This is a genomic window from Streptomyces sp. NBC_01451, assembly GCF_036227485.1.
Lineage (GTDB): Bacteria > Actinomycetota > Actinomycetes > Streptomycetales > Streptomycetaceae > Streptomyces.
The window spans coordinates 10,203,700-10,220,665 of the sequence record NZ_CP109479.1 but is presented as its reverse complement, the minus strand read 5'-3'; the positions used below and the strand labels follow the sequence as shown (position 1 = coordinate 10,220,665).

Below are 16,966 nucleotides of genomic sequence, written 5' to 3'. Positions count from 1 at the left end.
TGCTGGCCACCATAGTGACAAGCCATCTGCGCCTGTTGAGTACCGCAGCTTCCCCGGCTCTACTCCTGAACGAGGTCGTAGACAGCCCGTTGATGGTCGGTTTTGATGATGAGCCCGTCTGCGCACAGGTCGCGCAGGATCTGCCGGACCCTTTTCTCCGCTGCCTGTTGGTCTTCCCACGCGTGACCGTGGTCGCCCAGAGCCTGGATGGCGCGCTGCGGATCCCAGGTGCCACCGAGGGCGCGAATCGCCTGGGCGAGGACATGCCGGTCGGGATGATCCTTCTTGCGGTGGTTGGCGATGCTGGCAGGGGCGCCGCTGTAGTTACAGTCGGCGCACTTCTCCCACGAGCAGTCCGGATCGGTGACGGCGGCGTAGCGGACGGAATGGTGCGAGCCGAAGCCGTGGGCGTGGAGCAGTTGAGCGACGGACCCGTCGTACTTGAGGGCCATGAGCGCGGCTTCGGCGATCTTGTCGTGGCCGGCGGCGAAGAACTTGCCTAGGCCGACGTCCTTCCCGCAGCCGCACCAGCACTTGCCGGTCGGGATGAGACGAGGCTTCTCATTGCTTGACATAAAGCCAAGGTAGCAATCCTTGGATTGAAGCCAAGATATAAATCCAAGGATAGCATCCAAGGATTGCGTCGAAAAGCAAGCGTACAGCCGCAAGCTGGCTTCATGCACAGCAGGGTCAGCAGCGCGCGTCGCCGGGGGGCAAGCAGGCTGGTCAGCTGAACGTCCGCGCTACTTCAAGCCGTCCCCTGAGGCGATCTCTGACTCCGGCTTCTTATGCCGGGACTTGGCCATCAGCAGGGAGGCGCCCTGCTGCCTACTCAAGCGTGGCCGGGGTTGGGGCGGAGCTACCGGCTGGGGAGCAGTCCCTCCCCTCACCACGGCGCCGACCGATCTGATCAACGCGACCCGGGCCAGGTCAACCCCGGACACTTCGCCGCCGTTCGGAGCAGCAGGCCGACGCCCGTTGGGCCGACGGCGAGTCGGCCGCCCGCGAACGTTGGCACGCCCTGGTCACCGCCCGGCGCTGCCTCCTCAGCACCAGGCGACAGGCAGCCGCGCGGCTGCCTCGGACTGCACCTGTTGGCCGACTAAAGCTTGCGGAGCCCGCTGAGAGCCCGTTCGAGCAGACTTACGGCAGGGGCGCTACCGGCCTCGGCGGCCTGCGGCTGGTGAACATCGACGATTCCTGCTTCCGCAAGATCAGCTACAAGGATGCGGGCAACTCCAAGAGGCACATCGGTGAGCGCCGCGATCTCAGCGACCGACCTGATCTCCTGGCACAGTCGGCAGATCCTCTGGTGTTCAGGCAGCATCCCCGCCCACTGGTGAGGTTCAGCAGCGGTGGAGACGAGCGCCTCGATGGCCAGGAGGTAGCGCGGCCGGGTACGTCCGCCGGTCATCACGGATGGCGCGAGCGAACGTTGTTCGTCTACTGCTCCCACGACTGCTGCCGCACCGGAACGGGCGGGGTACACGTCGGTACCAGCTGATCCACCGCCTCGCAGGTTCTGCAGGCGAGGGCGGTCGCCGTGCCGGTGAAGACGCCGGTTCGTCTCACGGCCCGCATCCGCAGTGTCCTCGGCAGGGAATGCAGATGGCCGGCCCGCTGCCGCTTCCTCGGCTTCGGCCCGTCGGCGAGCTTCGGCGGTGACCCGTTCGAGCGCAGCCGAAAGGGTCTCCGGTGCGGAATACTGTTCGACGAGCCGGTCGTAGGCGGCATCCTGATCGGCCGGCTTGGACGCGCCGATGGGTGTCGGATCCATCTTCATGCCTCCCTGTCCATCCGGATCGCGCTTCTCAGGGTCCGGCGCGCGTGGGCGAGGTTGGCCCTCGCCTGCGCCGGGGTGCACCCCAGGACTTCGGCGATCTCCGAAGGAGTCATGTCAACCAGTGTCAGCGTCATGACTTCCTGCTGCCTTCGGGGCAGAGCCGCGATTGCGGTTCCTGCGACCAGAGCGAGCTCCGCCGCGACCAGGTCCTGCGTCGACCCGCGGTCAACGAGTTCCCTCTCCGACAGCCCGGCCTGCTGATTCCCCGCCAGTTGGCAAGCCACCCGGAACGCGACGGTTCGGACCCATGCCTGAGGGGCCTGCACCTTCCCCCAGTGCTGGACCAGCCTGGTCATAGCCTCGGCAGCAGCGTCTTGCGCGATGACCTCGGCGAAACCGCGGTGGGCGACCAGCATGGCGATCACCCGGGGATAGTGACTCTCGAAGAACGCCGTGAAACCGTCGGACTCACTGTCCACTCCGATCGCCTCTCCGGCCCGGACGCGAATCGCACCCGTTCCTGCGCTTCACGACGACAATCAGCAGGACCAGTAAAGCCGAAGTGAGCGTGACTGCCACTGAATTGGTGGTCACGTACAGAGTCCCGAGACCTCCCAGAACGGTGTTGATCAACAACACCAAGCTGGCTGTTTCGCTGTGTCCCGAGCCTGCGGTCGGTTCGGGAACCGGATCCGGCTGCTCGGGGAGCTGCGGGTGGCTTTCCGTCATACCTACCTAGAGCCTGCGGAGACCACTCGCGCGAAAAGTGAAGTGAGTCACATGGAGGTCGGGGTCTGCGCGTGCCAGGTGACCGAATGTGGACTACCTGGTGGCCGATCGTCCTGGGACGGTGCTCAACGCCATAGTCTCGGCCGAAGCGGTTGGCCTCCGCCGCGTACCCGGACAGCCGGTTACAGCCAGCAGCAGGGCTTCTCCGGCACCGATGACGGCGCTACCCAGCTCACTGACCAGCCTCACCAGCGTCTCTGTCTGCACGTCAACTCGCCTGCCGGGCCGGCTCGTGGCTCTGGGTATGAGAGCGGAGGGAACGCTCGTGCTCTTTGTGTGCGCGGTCCTCTTCCTTCCTCCTCTTCAGTCAGCGGGAACGGGTCGCTGCTGGGGGGTTGCGTTTCCCCAGTACGGCGGAGTCTGCGAGCATCTCGCCTCCCTGCCCGGCTACCGGCCACCCCCGCCCGTCCGTCGCCCGCGGCCGGTCCTGATACGCAACGTCTGACGGAGCGGCACCTGGCCGGGCCTGCAGAACGCGAACGGCCCGCCGTTTCGGGGGAAAACGGCGGGCCGTACTGACCGCCACGGTGCCACACCCCCGAGCGCATCGCACGCCGGAACAGGGAAATCGCAGCCGCCCGGGTTCTCCCGCCGGGCAACGAACGGGGCCCGTCCGGTGTACGGACGGGCCCCATATATCGAGCGCCGGGCAGGCCTTGCACCTGCATTTCCCCGCAGGAAGCGGGGCGTCTTGCCTTGGACCACCAACGCGCAACCAGCCATCCTAAGTTGCGGCGACCAGCTCAAGATCAAGTTTAGCGTATGCGGCCGGCTCTCCGTCCCCAGGAAGGCCTCAAACCGGCCCGCTGTCGCCGGACCGGAGTCCCACGGAAAGAGAAGAACCACACGTGCCACAGGATCAGCGCGGGGCTTCGGCGCTGCCGCCGTGGCGGACCCGTTCCAGGATCTGTTCGTGGAGAGCAGCCAGGCTCTGCGGCGGCGCGGGGACGGGGCTGCCTGTGAGGGTGTACCACTCGTCTGCGTCCGTGTACTGGATGGCGATGTGGGCGCGTCCGTCGTCAAGGAGGCGGGTGGTGATGGTGAGGTCGCCGGTGATGACACCGACCTCGTCCGTCATCGCACCGCCGGGACCGGCCTTCACCTTGCTGACGATCTGCTCCGGCGGTGAGGGGTGTGCGCTCATGAGGAGCAGGTACCCAGCATGTCGGTGATCGTGGTCTTCTCGTTCTCGGTCACCGACAGTCCGTAGGTGGACTTCACCGACACCCAGGCGCGGGCGTAGGTGCACCAGTACGTTTTGGACGGCGGCTGCCACTCGTCCGGGCCCTGGTCGCCCTTCGACCGGTTCGAGGCGGCGGAGACGGCCAGCAGCTGCGAGTGCGTCAGATCGTTCGCGAACGCCTTCCGCTTCTCCTGCGTCCGCGTGTTGGCGCCGACTGGCGGGCAGCGTCAGGCGTTCGCCAGCGGCACCATGTGGTCGATGTCGAGATCCGAGGCGTCCGTGAACGCCTTGTCGTCGTACACGCTCACCCACCGGCCGGACACCGCCCGGCATTCGCCGTCCCGCTTGACGTCCGCGCCGTCGCGTTCCAGCACTGTCTCGCGGGTGTCGCAGGACTCCCCCTGCGAGGCCCAGTGGGGGAACTTGGCGCGGCTGTAACCAGACATCGAGCCGTTCGGCGCCACCTTCAGCCCGGCCAACTCGGTACGGGTTTGTTCAGCCGACGGCACGCCCGGCAACGTGCCCGTGCCGGCCTCGCCGCCCGGTGCCCCGGCCGAGGCCGAGGCCGACGGTTTGGCGTCGCTCGGCTGAGGTGCCGCCGGATCGTCGATGGCCGTGCAGCCGGCCACCGCGAATACGGTCACGGCCGCCAAGCCCCGCCCCCACCAGTACTGCTGACGCCCCATGACCTGTTGATTCCTCCCGCCGGGGACCATACGGGCCGCAGCGTACCCGCCCAGTACCACCCGCCCGGTCACTGCAGCGCACCGCTCACCCCTACGAGGTGAGCGGTGGTGGCTGACGGTCGGGTGAGCCGTACATCCGTGAGAAGAGGGGCGGCCAATCCGGGCAAGCCACAAGTGGCAGAAGCGTGAAAGCCACACCCGACGCCCCTGGGCGGGTCAACCATACGAGGGGCTCACCACGTCCCGCAGAACAACGTAGGGAAGCGTGACGCTTCCGCGACCGCTTCCCTACGGGCAACATCAGGCAGCAGACTCACCTCACGGCCTTCGTCGGGGTCACGTGCACCTTGGTCGGAGCACATGATCAGACGAAGGCCGCCCCCACGTCCGGCGAACTCCCAGGTGAGGACTCAGTTCGAGACGCCGTTCGAGACGCCGTTCGAGACCGGAAGAAAAAGAAAGCTCAGTACAGCTTGTTCACCGCCGTGACGGTCGTGGCCTTGAAGTCGGCCACCTGGGCGTGCTGGAAGGTGCCCATCCGGCCCCACCGGACGACCGTCACGGTGGCGCCGTCGCGGCCGACCGAGAAGAGGCCGATGTCGGAGGAGCCCCAGGCGGAGGCTGTGTGGATGCCGTAGACGTCGGCGCCCTCCTCGACGTTCAGCCGGCCGTAGTACTTCTGCGTCGCCGTGATGTCCGGGTCCTGCTGCATGAGCTTCTTCGCGCAGCCGGCCAGGTCCTTGCGCAGCAGCGCCGCGAAGTCCTTCGCCCACTGTTCGCTGCGCCCCTCGACCGTGAGCTGCTGGGCGTTGGTGTCGTACTCCGTCCAGTACTCCCGGTGCGTGGTGGTGGACGGCAGCGCGTCGCCCACGCACATCGGCAGCGGGTCGGGCTGGCCGGCCGTGACCGCTCCGGCGTACCACGGCGAGGACGGGTAGGGCGGCAGGTCGGCCGGCTCCAGGAACCGGGGCGTGTCGGAGGCCGGCGTGGTGGCGGCGGCCGGGACAGCGGCTGCGGCGACACCGGCCACGGCCGCCAGCGCGGCCACGGTGGTACGGATGCCTCGGGTACGGATCTGCATGGTCTCCCCCATTGGTTCCCCGGTCGAATGCGCGGGCTTGCGCCCTTGCCCCCCGTACGACCCACCACCACCCGTGACGGTTGCCCTGTACGTCCGCTACGGATCCGTCCCGATTGTCACCGTCCTGCCACCGGGTTCGAGGCCGGTGAACTCCCACTCCCGCCCGTGGTCGGCTCAGGTCAGCAACCGCAGCAAGAGTGACCAGGAACCCGCCACCTGGCAGCCACCGGCAGCCGGCTACCGGTGCGCGTACGCCACTGATCGGATCGCCATCAAGACCCGCTGGAGGCTGAGCGCCGACCCGGTCGAGTAGACGGCTCTCGCAGACATCCTCACCAACTGTCCGAACAGCCCGATCGAGGTCGTCCACGCACGCTGAACAGTCCTGTGGGGTAGCGGCTTGTGTGCTGCTACCCCACAAAGACTGACCTGAAATTCCGTATAGAAAATATTCACCCCTGCCAGAAAAAGGCATAAATAAAGTCGAGCCACAGCTCGACGTCAAGAAAAATAAAGGGGGTTTTCTAATTCCGCTTACCCCTTTCAGTCGGTGTCGCAATTTCTGGAATTTCGGAATTCTGTGGAATCTCACTCCGAATGGTGATTGTCGTCGGGTTTACATTGATATTGAATTCACTGGAGCATGCGGAGAGGGTGAGCAGGCTCCCCGCTAGGGCGATTGTGACCGCCAGGACCTTCAGCCAGGTCGTTCCGCGGTTGATGCGCGCCGCTTCAAGTCCAAGCTCCGCTGCTGCCCTGGACTCCCACATCCTCCACCGCGGGGCTTGTCCGCAGTTGCCGGAGTTACAAAGTTGCTGGTCAGGGCTCTCACTGCCCGACTTCTTGCTGAAATTTACCTTATACATAATTTCTCACTCTCCAATTGTAAATTTACATAAATGTCCCTTTTTTGGACAAAAAGGAACCCGGTGCGAGCCTCTTGGCTCGTTCCGGGCTGAATACGCCTGGGTGTGCGCGGCTAGCGCTAAGTTCCGTGTTTCAACATGCCTCCATAATACCAGGAAAACTGGGGGAGTGGAAGAGCGTCGGACCGCCACTGCGGTGCGCCGCAGTTTGTGTGCAGGTGAAGTCTGGCTGCTTTATTTTGGCGCGCATTGAACAAGGATTAGATTACCCAGATCTGTCCTCCTGTCAAGGTCTGCGGTGGGTGGAGCCATTTACCGGAAGCAGGTTCGAGATTCGGTCCAGCCCTATTTCTGGATTTGGCCGGAGCGGGGGTGCAGGATTCCTCACCATGTTCGCCGCCATGCTGTCCCTGACGGCGAACGTCATCGGCGCCCAGGTGCCCCACGCCGCCGAGAATCTGCTCCCGGCATCCATAGGTCCCTTCGGGGCGGCGAACCAGGACAGGTGGCGTGATGGGCCTCTTGTCGGGATCTGGTGTGTGGGCTGACCATGCGTTACAAACGGTCAGGTGAGCCGTGACGGAGTGAGGACCCATGTCCACGGGAACGGGTGGGGACTACTGCGCGGACAAGGCGCTGCCCAGCGTGTTCAAGCACGAGTTGCTGACACGATCGACGTGCTGGGCGTCGGCGCCCCGCTCACCTACGACATCAAGGACGACGACCCGCACTCGCAGACCTACGAGAAGGTGGATAACTGGCAGAAATGGTTCGACGTGATGTGGGATCTGCTTGCCAAGTGAGTACTTCGGAGCGAAGTGGTCGCGTTCCCGCCGGGTTGAGCGTTCGAGCCTGCTGTGGCGGGGGCGGGTTTCGAGGGCAAGCCGCGCCGGTGTCCATCCCCGCCAGAGGCCACCTTCCAAGGCCGGCTACAGGGTGCAACACTGCCTGGGTGGATGACAGGGCACGCTACGAGGCTCAACTGGACACGCTGATCGCCCTCATCACCTACATGGCCCTCACGAGATGGCGGAGCCGCTCTCCCAACGGCCTTTCAAAGGATCTTGGGTTAGCTGAGGACGTTGTCACCTGCGCGTTGAACGGATTTCCCGGCCTGTTTCGCCAGAGCGCCGACTTCTATCCGACTGACGCTGGACCCCAACACTCCTTCACCCTGCACGCGCGCTATGCACGACGCCGCCCACGGGGTGCAGACCCTGCCTTGAACCAACCAGCCGGTGCACATAACACGGCATCGCTCAGCGACCCCGAGCCCACTCAGGATGGGACGGGCGAGGAACTGGATGCTGAAACGCTCCGCGCGCTCCTGGACTACGTGACCGAACGCGCAAGGGCCGAGCGTGACACCCGCTTCCATACCCAATCGATTCGGTGGCTGCTAGCAGCAGCCACCGTGGCCGCCCTCGCCAGTTTGGCGGCAGCGGTCATCCAGACCCTCCAATGAATGGACGTTGACCGCGCAGGTCGGCGACCTACCGGAGCTTTCTTCAGGCGATTCCGTCGCGTCGTACGGACGTCGATGTCCAGGAGGTGCCGTTCCGCGAAGGCGGCAGCGGCTCCTTGCATGAACCAGGCTGGGGCGTGGCCGGGCCGACCACAGGGCGCCGGCCACGTCTGCCCCGTGGAGCGACGGGACGCCCCGGTGCCGTCGCGGATGACCCGTGATCCGGTAAAGGCGGTCTGGGCCAGGCTGCAAGTGGTCTGCCCAGAGTCTGGGTATTCGGCCTCGCCGGTGGAGTGATGCCTACGCGTCCCTGTCCCCGGCTCGCGGTGGTGGTGACAGGAATGCGGCAGGGTGGTCCTCGATCCAGGACAGGCCTCCGATGTCGAGGCGGTGGCGGGTGCGGGTGACGGCGACGTAAGCGAGGCGGGCTTCGCCGTCGTCGATCGGGCCGGGCACCGGACGGCCGGTGTCGTCCAGTTGGTCGCTGTCCTTGGGTGGGGTGAAGTCGTCGGCGATTCTCACGCGGGGCCATTCGCGGCCCTTGGCTTTGTGTGCGGTGGAGACGGTGACCTGGGCCTGTTGCTCGGGGACGAGTTGGGCGACGGCGGAGAGGATGGCGTCGGTTCCGTGGGTGTCGACGAGGTCGACGAGTGGCTGCAGATCGCGTCCGGCCGGGTCGTGGGCTGCGTAGTCCTGCAGGTCCCCCCAGGAGGGGAACAGGACCAGTTCGGGATGGGTGGTGCGGCGTCCGTCTTTCAGGTCGTGGGCGGCCAGGGCAAGGGCGCGCAGGCTGTCTCCTCCCCCGACCAGGGCCACGCGGTGTCCGGTGGTCAGCAGGTCCATGACCTGGGCGATGGCGCCGACGTTGGTGCGGCACAGCACGGCGTCTGGCTGGGTGAGGGGGCCGAGTTCGGTGGGCACGGTCTCGGTGCCGGTGAGGCGGAGGGGGGCGTCGGCGATGGCCAGCCACCGGTTGGCCTCGTCAGCGAGGCGGGGGCCGAAACGGAAGGACTGGGAGAGCGCGAGCAGGGTGCCGTCGAAGCCGGTCATGACGTCTTTGGCGCCGCGCCAGTCGTAGATGGCCTGTGCGGAGTCGCCGACCATGACCAGCTGGGTGTGGTCGCGTTGGTCGAGGAAGATCTGTTCGACGACGGGGTTGGTGTCCTGGGCCTCGTCGAGGAGGAGGAAGTCGGTGGCGATTTTCGGGGCGGTGAGGGCCCAGATTTTCAGGTAGTGGTCGTGGTCGAAGCGGACCGCGCCGTCGTCGGGGTGCTGGAGGTCGGCCCAGGCCTTGCGGGCGAAGGGGACGATGTGAGCGGCGAGTTGGGCGTGCAGGTCGCGGTCGTCCAGGCCGCGCAGGTGGGGGACGTGGTGGCGGGTGATGGCGGGATCGGCGGTGTGGCAGAAGCGGGCTACCGTCCGCAGCGCGGCGTTGGAGAGCGTTCGTTGTGACAGGTCGCGTTCGCCGATCCGGATGCTCTTGGTGATGCCGAGAGCCTGTCCGGTCTGCCAGGCCGGGCGGCGGGGTGCGCCCAGGCGGCGGGTGTAGTGGTGGCCGATGGCAGCGTAGGCGAGGGCGTGGGCGGTCTTGCAGGTGACGGTGGGCGGGAAGCGGGTGCGCGCGTCCTGGGCGATGGCCCGGTTGTAGGCGAGATAGCGGCCGCGACGCCGGGTGGCGTGAGCGAGCTGGGCCAGCGTGGTGGTCTTACCGGTGCCCGCGCCGGCCTGCAGTGCCAGGTGATCGCCGGCGTGAAAGGCGTCGGCCGCGGCTTGCTGTTCGTCGGTGGGGGTCAGCACGGCGTGGCTCCGGAGGTACGGGTGAGGGCGCGGCCAAGGGCTGTGAGGAGGTGGGGTGCGGTGGTGTGGGTGAGCAGGTTGTGGACTGCGTGGTCGAGGCGCTCGACCTCCTCGCCGGCGTGTCGGGCCAGGGCCCGCTGGAGGGCCAGTTCCAGGAAGAGGCGGGGTGGTTGTCCCGCTCTGTCGGCGGCGGCCTGGAGAACAGCGTGCGTGGCGGGCGGGAAGTCGACGTTGAGGAGGATCTTGCCGTCCGCGTCGGGGTAGTGCGTGGTGATCACGTCGATGGGCAGCAGTCCGCCGGTCTGGTGACGCAGTCGGTTGAGTGCCTTTCCCGGGGTTTTGGCAGGCACAACAGCCAGGAGGTGGGTGGCGTCGTGGTTGGCCGCGAGCGGCATCGCGCGAGCGGCCCGGTGAAGTTCAGTCGGGGTGAGGGACCGGGTCAGGGTGATGTCCAGTGCGTGGTACGGCATCGTCACCCCTTCCCGTGATGGCCGGGCGCGGTGTGGGACAGGCGGGTGCGGATGTGCGCTGCGTGGAGGAGGGGGTCGAAGACCTGCCATCCGGCGAGGGCGAGGTCGGCGGCGCCCGGATGGGCGGCGTGGGCGGGGCAGCGCTGGGTGCGCCAGCGCATCTGCTCGGCGTAGGGCAGGCGGCTGAGGTCGTAGACGGCCATCAGGGTGGCGGGCAGGGTGAGTTGGCCGCGCTGCGGGCTCGCGGGGAGCAGCGTCCATAGGCCTTGGGGGGTGTTGGGGGCGAGGACGGGCTCCGGGCAGCGGTGGCGGTGTCGGGTCTGTGCCACACATCGGATGCCCTCGACGGGGGTCTCGGCGAGGTAGCGGCCCAGCAGCAGTTGCACGACGGACCGGGCGGGGCTGCCGGCGGGCGGCGCGCAGACGGCGGCCGGGGCCGGGGTGAAGGCGCCGGTGTCGATGAGGCGGCGGGTGCGGACGGCGAGTTGGCGGCGTACCGCCTGGAGGTGCGGTCCGGTCGGGGTGGTGGGGGTGCGGTCCGGGCAGAGCACCGTGTGCGGGATGCGGCACCAGGCGCTGCCGTCGCCGTGGGGGTGGGCGATGCCGCTGCTCAGGTGCCAGCGGCAGGATTCAGGGACATGGGCGGCGGTCAGTTCGGCGGGGTGCAGGGCGATGGGCCGCTGGTCGGTGCGCTGGTAGAAGTCGATGCGGTTGCCGCACCGGCGGCAGCGGCCGCTCTGGCCGGCGCGCAGCAGGCGGCTGGGGCTGGTGGCGGCCACGCGCAGCGGACGGCGCGTCGGTGTGGTGCGGGGGCTGCCGTCCCAGGGGCAGCCGGTGGAGAGGGTGTTGGGGTGCATGGCGGGGACCGTGCCAGGCGACACCCCGCGATGACGGGGACGGACCGGGCCGTGTCCCCCAGGCGGCCCAGCGGCATCGAACGCGTAAGCCAGTCACCGTGTGAAGGTTCGATGCGTGCTCGCCGGTTCGGGTGAATCACAGAGCGGTGGGCGAGCAGGAGCAGCGTGGTCAGGAGTCCGGGGTGCCGGGTGGGGTGTGGTTGTCGCAGATGGGGCCCAGCAGGTGGTCGATCGGCACGTCGAAGGCGTGGGCGAGGGCGTGCCAGGTGGTGACGCTGCCGGTGGTGCGGCCGTGTTCGAGGTCGATGAGGGTGCGCCTGGCCAGGCCGCTGCGGGCGGCGAGTTCGTCGAAGGTCCAGCCGCGCGTGTCCCTCAGCCGCGCCAGCGTCACGCGCAGCGCAGTGAGGTCGGGGTCGGGCGGCAAGATCGTCACCCCACCATCCGACGGTGCAGACCCCTGCCCTGTCAGTGCGGGTTCCTGCACTATCGGTGCAGGTGGACGCCGGACGGCTCGACACTGCGGGAGGGCAGGGATCTGCACTACGGTGCGGCCGACTCCCGCTCTTGTCCTGGGAGGGCACGGCACCTGGACAGCACGGATTCGGATGGGGGCAACGGGCCGATGCGGCTTGCCAGCACGCACGCCACGGTGCAGCGCACCTGGACGGTGGAACTGCGCCCACTACCGGGCGGGCCGGCTCTGGCCTGTCCTCGCTGCACTCTGCACGGCCACCCCGTGCAGGCCGCCTCCGCCCGGTCCGCGGCCCTGACCCATCTGGCCCGCCACGCCCGTACTGACGCCCTGCCGGGGCATCTGCGTACCTGCCAGTGCCGGGCACGCGGATGCCAGTGGCATCCCCGCCACCGCGGCTGCGCAGGACCGGTACTCCTCGCCCTCACCCGCGACCGCAGCGGCCGCACCTGGCGTCTCGCCGACGCCTGCGCCGCCTGCGCGGCCGCCACCAGTCACACCGCCGTCGTCCCCGCCACCCTCCTCACCCCACGCCCTCCCGGACACGTCCAGTGCCGACCCGAGCCGCCGGGCGGCCCGGCCGAACGCACCCGCGTGAAGGAGATGCTCACCTACCTGGCAGCCGCGCTCCCACAGTTCACCTCCCCCGCCGCCCGCCTGCTCGCCCTCCAGTGCGCCCTACGCTCCGACACCCACGGCCACGTCCGACTGCCCGACGGTCTACTGCGCGGCATGCGACTGTACGGCCGCAACGAACTATGGGAAGAGCTGGAACACACACGCTGGCTACACCGCACAGCCGGCAAGCACCCGCGCACGCAGGCACAGCTGCTGGACGCGGCGGTCCTCTCCCAGCAACCGGGCGGCCAAGCCCGGGCCCGCGCCGCGCACTGGGCCCTGCACCCCACTCCCCTGGCGTCGCCAACCCGACGGCCTGCGGCTCTGCAGCTGACCGCACTGACCCTGGCCTCGCACACCTCAGGAGGCGCCGACAGTACCGACATGGAGGTGCTCGCCCGCATGTGCGGACACTCACCCCACCAGACCGCCGAGCTCCTCGACCGCCTGACCACATCACGCACACTCACCGCCTGGCACCACAACCGCGAAACCGACGAAGTCTTCTGGCACCTGCCCCCACAGCACACCACAGCACGGCCCGGCGAGCATCGAACGCACTGACTATGGTGCATGGACAACAAGTGCGGCTGAGCGCAGGACATCGCCCGGGCGGAACAACTGGCTCCGCCCGCCCGTACCATCGCTACACGGGGACAGACTGCACCAGGTGCGGCCACCCATGACTCAATCAAGCCCTACCGCCCAGCCCAGGCGCCTGCTCCGGGGGTTTGCTTCAGCCCGAGGCCGCGCCCCGAGGAAAGGCCAGCATCATGCCTGACACCCAGACCGCCACCACCGAACTGACGTCTCATTACACGGCCCAGGTGGCAGGCGACCTTGACCGCAACGCCAAGGAGCAGGACCGCATCGGCGCGGAAATCGACGCACTGCAGGAACAACTGCTCGCCCTGCAACACGACCACACCGTGCTGACGAGCATGCAAAAGGCACTTGGCACCACGGACACCGTCACCCAGCCCGCTCCCGATGCGGCCGCAGCACCCTCGGTACCGCGGCAGAAGACCACCGCGCAGCCCGATGCGGGCAAGCGGGTACGGGCGAAGAAGACTGTCGCTGCGCAAGGCGGCGAGGCGGTCAAGAAGCCGGCCGCCAAGAAGCCCGAGGCCGCAGCCAAGGCGACGGCAGCGAAGGCGGTCCAGCCCACCCTCGTCGAGCTGATCCGCCGCCACCTCACCGAGCAGAGCGAACCCCGCTCCGCAGCGGAGATCGCCACCGCACTCGGCCAGGCCCACCCCGACCGGAATATCAAGACCACCGTCGTGCGCACCACGGTCGAGGGACTCGTCGCCAAGAGCCACGTCCAGCGCACCAAGCAGGGCAGCTCCGTCTACTACACCACCACCGACGCCCAGAAGCCGACCACACCCGCAACGGCCCCGGCCGAGCACCAGCCCGAGACCAGCTGATCACCGGGGGTGCCTTACTGGGCACACCAGGACCACTGCCAGCCGACAGCGGAGATCATCAGTCGCAGACGGAGTTTTTGGCCTCCTCAAATCATGCGACGCGCAGAGGAAGAGGAAAGGGACAGCGTGCACAACGACCCCGACTCCGTCGCGTCGTTGCTGCGAGCGAGGTACAGGCGACGGCTGCCTTCCCGTCTCGACGACCTGACCGGACCCGAGCGCGGAGGGTGGAACTGCCGCTGCACATCGCGTGGTCCGGGCTGCGCACCCTCGATCTGGACCGGCCGCGCCAGCGCATGAGCCTGTACAGAACGGTGCTCGCCGAAGGCATGCGCGACGACCTGTGCCGCTTCCTCAACCGGGACATTCTGCTTGAGCTGTGGCCGGTGCTCCACAGGCTCACCAGCAGGGCCGTCAAGGACGTATGGGAGGAGGCATTCCCCGAACTGCGGCCGTAGCCGCCGTAGTCGATGTTCCCCGTCTGCGCGGTGGCGCTTCTCAGCCGTTGTCTGGCGCCGGTCGCGCGGCCTGCAGTCCGCATGACGGGTTGTCACTATGCTGCGGCCAGAGAGGACCGGCCCACAGAGGGGATCATCGGGGGATGCAGGATCCAGGCCGTCTTCCGGCGCCTGACGACACGGGCTCGGCAACCGAGGAGCGTTTCACCTACCAGGCGCAGGCCACGCTCCGTGGGGTGTTGGAGATGCTGGCGGGTGGCGGAGTGGTCCACGTGACGTGCGAACATTTCGAGGATGTCCTGGTCGCCCGGGCCGGCGGCACGGTGGCGGGCGACGTGGCGCTGTGGGACTTCCAGCAGATCAAGTCCCGCGAGAAGCAGGATAGTTGGACCTTGTCCAAGGTGCTTCGGAGCAAGGCTCTGGCAAGCCTTCTGCGCACCCATCGCGCCCTGCGGGAGCACAGGGACCTGCCGTACGTCCTGACGCTCGGTGTGGAGGGTCCGCTGAGCTCCGAGGCGGATGTGCGGGCAATCGCGCGGGGACAGGGAGGCGACAGCGCAGAGCGGCTGGGCAGGATCGCCAAGTACCTCGATGCGGACGCTGCCGAGACTGCGGAGTTCCTGCGGCTGGTACGCATCGAGGAACTGCCGGACCGTTACGAGCTGGAGCGCCGCAACCGCGATGTGCTCTTCGAGCTGACCCCGCATCTACGGGTCGGGGAAGTCGAGGTGCTGCACGCGGATCTCCTCAACCGGGTCAGGCTCGCGATGGGCGGGAGCCTGGGACCGCGTTGGCAGGCGCTGGTGACACAGCTCGATGTACCGAAGGCGGTCCTGCGCAAACGCCTGACGCCGCAGAAGCTCCGCGACGTCGCGCTGCGTCTGACCCGCCCGGACCTGGCCGACTACGTGCGCGCAAGCCGGCTCGCAGCACAAACACATCCCTATCCTGAGGCCGGGCAGGCAGGCGTGCCGTCGCTGAGTTCCGTCTATGTGCCGCAGCGCCTGCACCGGATCGACTCGGAAAACGGGCAACAGTACGGCAGTCCGGCAGATCAGTCTCCCGGCGATGTTGCCGACGCCTCCGCGCTCTTGGGACGCGCACCCGTGTGCCTGGTGCTTGCCGGCCCGGGCGGCGGGAAGTCCAGCCTCCTGCGCGCGGTGCAGGCCGACTCGGCCGAACGCTGGCTGGCCCGCGAGGACCAGCAACTGCTCGGGGTGACCGTGCCAGCCACAGCGCTGCTCGGCTCTCCCCTGCCAAATGCTCTGGCGGCAGCGGCAACCACACAGCTGGCCGCTTTCGCACTGCAGCGGACGCTGTCCGACGAGTTCTTCCTCAGCAGGCCCGCCCCGGGCGCCCGCTGGCTCGTGCTGGTCGACGGACTCGATGAGATCACCGACCGGCACGACCGGCAGAACCTCCTGCGCACCCTGGCCAGCTTCGCCGCCGAGCCCGACCCCCTGTACCGGTTCGTCGTGGCCACCCGGCCGCTTCCCGGGAAGGATCTCCGCATCCTGGGTCACGGCGTGCCCCGCTACCAGGTGGTGCCCTTCTCCCGCAGCCAACTGTCCAGCGCGGCCCAACGCGTCCTGGACGGCTTGGGTGTACCCAACTCCCGGGACGCGGCAGGCCGGTTCGTCCGCGTGCTGGACGACGCGCACCTGACCGGTTTCGCCCGCACTCCGCTCATGGCGACGATGTTGTGCCAGCTCTATGCCGCCCATCCCGGTCAGTCGCTGCCGGCCACCCGGGGGGCGCTGTACGCGAGGTTCACCGACCTGCTGCACCGCCGTATGAGCGGCAGGGGCCTGTCGGGAGTGCGGAGCCAGACCGAAGCCGCCCTTGCGCGTTTCGGCCTCACGGCCGTGTCTCGGGCCCATGACCTGCTTGATCAACTGGCGGACACGATCGACAGCCTGGCGTATGACCATCGCAGCGGCAGCGTAACGTCCTGGGTTGGCGCGCTGGCCGCCATGGGCAGCGCGCGGCGCCCCCGCGCCGTTCCGGAGGACGACTGGAACGGTTTCCTGGCCTCGGTCCTGGAGCGCAGCGGGCTGCTCACTCGTTCCGGGGACGGTTTCGCCTTCCTCCACCAGACCCTTCAGGAGTACTGCGCTGCCCGCCACCTCGCGCGCACCCCTTCTGCCCATGCCCGTGAGCTCGGCCGGCTGCTCGGCCCCTGGGAGGAGGACGGGGGGACGACCCCGTGGGGTGCGCCGTTGGACACCGCCTCCTACATCGGGTTTCTCATCGACCCCGGAACCGCCCCGCCCACCGATCCCGCCACCTCCCTCAGGGCCCTGGCGGTGCCCGACAACATCCGCGGGTGCCTGCTGATAGCCACCCAGCTGTCCCTGGGCACCCTGCTCGCCGACACGTGGAAACCACTGGTCCAGACGGCTGCACAGGCCATGGCAACAGCGAGCGCGGATGACGACCGTGACGCCACCTCACGCGTCTGGGCGGCGAGCGTGCTGGCGGAACTGAACCTCCAGGACGGCACCACCGCGCTCGAGACACTGGTGGACGATCGACTGTTGGACGAGGAGTTCAACGAGGACCCGCACAGCCCGGACTTCAGCGACCGTCTCCTGGCTGCCAGGTCCTTGCTGGAACTGGACCCGGTGCGTGGGAGAGATGCCTGCCACCGGCTCGTCCGCGACTCTCACCTGTACGACTCCGTCCGGGTACGAGCCGCTGACATACTCCTGTCTGCCGGGGACGAGCGCGCCCGCCCGGCCTTGGAGTACCTCGCTGGAGCGGACATCCTTTTCGACGACCGCCTCGACGCGGCGAACCGGCTCGCCCCCCTGGACCCTGACGCGGCAGTTCACGCACTGCACACCCTGATCGGCGACTACCGGGGCGACCCGGACTGGCTCGACTGGTGCAAGACCGCCGCCCAGGCACTGACCGATCTGGGCGACCCACGCGGCCGGCAGATCATCGGTGAGCTCTCAACCGACCTCTGACACCCGTACCGGCTCCGAGAAAGCCGCATCCTGCTCAGG

At 68.0% G+C, this 16,966-nt stretch carries 16 protein-coding genes and 2 pseudogenes; 8 read left to right on the top strand and 10 right to left on the bottom strand.

Annotated elements, in window-relative coordinates:
• Positions 1 to 59 precede the first annotated feature (59 nt).
• From OG595_RS45015 to OG595_RS44990, 6 genes and pseudogenes are all read right to left on the bottom strand, one after another.
• Positions 60 to 575 (bottom strand): hypothetical protein, encoded by a 516-nt coding sequence (locus OG595_RS45015; RefSeq protein WP_329266581.1) that lies wholly within the window; start codon positions 573 to 575, stop codon positions 60 to 62.
• Between the two features lie 527 nt (positions 576 to 1,102).
• Positions 1,103 to 1,456, bottom strand: coding sequence for a DUF742 domain-containing protein (locus OG595_RS45010; protein WP_443073316.1), 354 nt, complete (start codon positions 1,454 to 1,456; stop codon positions 1,103 to 1,105).
• A 323-nt stretch (positions 1,457 to 1,779) separates the two neighbouring features.
• Positions 1,780 to 2,262, bottom strand: a complete 483-nt coding sequence (locus OG595_RS45005; protein ID WP_329266583.1) for an RNA polymerase sigma factor — start codon at positions 2,260 to 2,262, stop codon at positions 1,780 to 1,782.
• Between the two features lie 1,169 nt (positions 2,263 to 3,431).
• Positions 3,432 to 3,716: a hypothetical protein gene (locus OG595_RS45000; protein WP_329266585.1), complete on the bottom strand. Its 285-nt coding sequence runs from the start codon at positions 3,714 to 3,716 to the stop codon at positions 3,432 to 3,434.
• Positions 3,713 to 4,441: pseudogene (locus OG595_RS44995) on the bottom strand (GmrSD restriction endonuclease domain-containing protein). Before OG595_RS44995 ends, OG595_RS45000 begins: the two are co-directional and overlap by 4 nt.
• Positions 4,442 to 4,904: 463 nt before the next feature.
• Positions 4,905 to 5,534 carry a hypothetical protein gene (locus OG595_RS44990; RefSeq protein ID WP_329266587.1) on the bottom strand — a complete coding sequence of 210 codons (630 nt, stop codon included), beginning with the start codon at positions 5,532 to 5,534 and terminating at the stop codon, positions 4,905 to 4,907.
• 61 nt (positions 5,535 to 5,595) lie between these two features.
• Here OG595_RS44990 and OG595_RS44985 point away from each other — a divergent pair, with 61 nt between their 5' ends.
• The 4 genes from OG595_RS44985 to OG595_RS44970 all read left to right on the top strand — a co-directional run bounded on the left by OG595_RS44985 (position 5,596) and on the right by OG595_RS44970 (position 7,853).
• Positions 5,596 to 5,835: a hypothetical protein gene (locus tag OG595_RS44985; protein ID WP_329266589.1), complete on the top strand. Its 240-nt coding sequence runs from the start codon at positions 5,596 to 5,598 to the stop codon at positions 5,833 to 5,835.
• Positions 5,836 to 6,777: 942 nt separating this feature from the next.
• Entirely contained in the window at positions 6,778 to 6,936 is a 159-nt protein-coding gene (locus OG595_RS44980; protein WP_329266591.1) for a hypothetical protein, read from the top strand.
• A gap of 36 nt (positions 6,937 to 6,972) precedes the next feature.
• Positions 6,973 to 7,191 carry a hypothetical protein gene (locus OG595_RS44975; protein ID WP_329266592.1) on the top strand — a complete coding sequence of 73 codons (219 nt, stop codon included), beginning with the start codon at positions 6,973 to 6,975 and terminating at the stop codon, positions 7,189 to 7,191.
• A 149-nt stretch (positions 7,192 to 7,340) separates the two neighbouring features.
• Complete coding sequence (locus OG595_RS44970) at positions 7,341 to 7,853, top strand: hypothetical protein (RefSeq protein ID WP_329266594.1); 513 nt, start codon at positions 7,341 to 7,343, stop codon at positions 7,851 to 7,853.
• A 300-nt stretch (positions 7,854 to 8,153) separates the two neighbouring features.
• On the opposite strand, the gene OG595_RS44965 is transcribed toward OG595_RS44970, so the two are convergent.
• The 4 genes from OG595_RS44965 to OG595_RS44950 all read right to left on the bottom strand — a co-directional run bounded on the left by OG595_RS44965 (position 8,154) and on the right by OG595_RS44950 (position 11,410).
• Positions 8,154 to 9,647 (bottom strand): UvrD-helicase domain-containing protein, encoded by a 1,494-nt coding sequence (locus OG595_RS44965; RefSeq protein WP_329282546.1) that lies wholly within the window; start codon positions 9,645 to 9,647, stop codon positions 8,154 to 8,156.
• Positions 9,644 to 10,120 (bottom strand): hypothetical protein, encoded by a 477-nt coding sequence (locus OG595_RS44960; RefSeq protein ID WP_329266597.1) that lies wholly within the window; start codon positions 10,118 to 10,120, stop codon positions 9,644 to 9,646. The genes OG595_RS44965 and OG595_RS44960 overlap by 4 nt, the downstream gene beginning before the upstream one ends.
• Positions 10,121 to 10,122: 2 nt before the next feature.
• Positions 10,123 to 10,977: a DUF6083 domain-containing protein gene (locus OG595_RS44955; RefSeq protein ID WP_329266599.1), complete on the bottom strand. Its 855-nt coding sequence runs from the start codon at positions 10,975 to 10,977 to the stop codon at positions 10,123 to 10,125.
• A gap of 169 nt (positions 10,978 to 11,146) precedes the next feature.
• Positions 11,147 to 11,410 carry a helix-turn-helix domain-containing protein gene (locus OG595_RS44950; protein WP_046702854.1) on the bottom strand — a complete coding sequence of 88 codons (264 nt, stop codon included), beginning with the start codon at positions 11,408 to 11,410 and terminating at the stop codon, positions 11,147 to 11,149.
• 189 nt (positions 11,411 to 11,599) lie between these two features.
• Here OG595_RS44950 and OG595_RS44945 point away from each other — a divergent pair, with 189 nt between their 5' ends.
• The 4 genes and pseudogenes from OG595_RS44945 (at position 11,600) to OG595_RS44930 (ending at position 16,927) form a co-directional block, all read left to right on the top strand.
• A complete protein-coding gene (locus OG595_RS44945; RefSeq protein ID WP_329266602.1) occupies positions 11,600 to 12,631 on the top strand; it encodes a hypothetical protein in 1,032 nt (343 codons plus the stop codon).
• Between the two features lie 209 nt (positions 12,632 to 12,840).
• Positions 12,841 to 13,497, top strand: a complete 657-nt coding sequence (locus OG595_RS44940) for a hypothetical protein (RefSeq protein WP_329266604.1) — start codon at positions 12,841 to 12,843, stop codon at positions 13,495 to 13,497.
• A gap of 93 nt (positions 13,498 to 13,590) precedes the next feature.
• Positions 13,591 to 13,955 (top strand): annotated as a pseudogene (locus OG595_RS44935) (hypothetical protein).
• A gap of 143 nt (positions 13,956 to 14,098) precedes the next feature.
• Entirely contained in the window at positions 14,099 to 16,927 is a 2,829-nt protein-coding gene (locus tag OG595_RS44930) for a dsDNA nuclease domain-containing protein (RefSeq protein ID WP_329266606.1), read from the top strand.
• Positions 16,928 to 16,966: the final 39 nt, after the last annotated feature.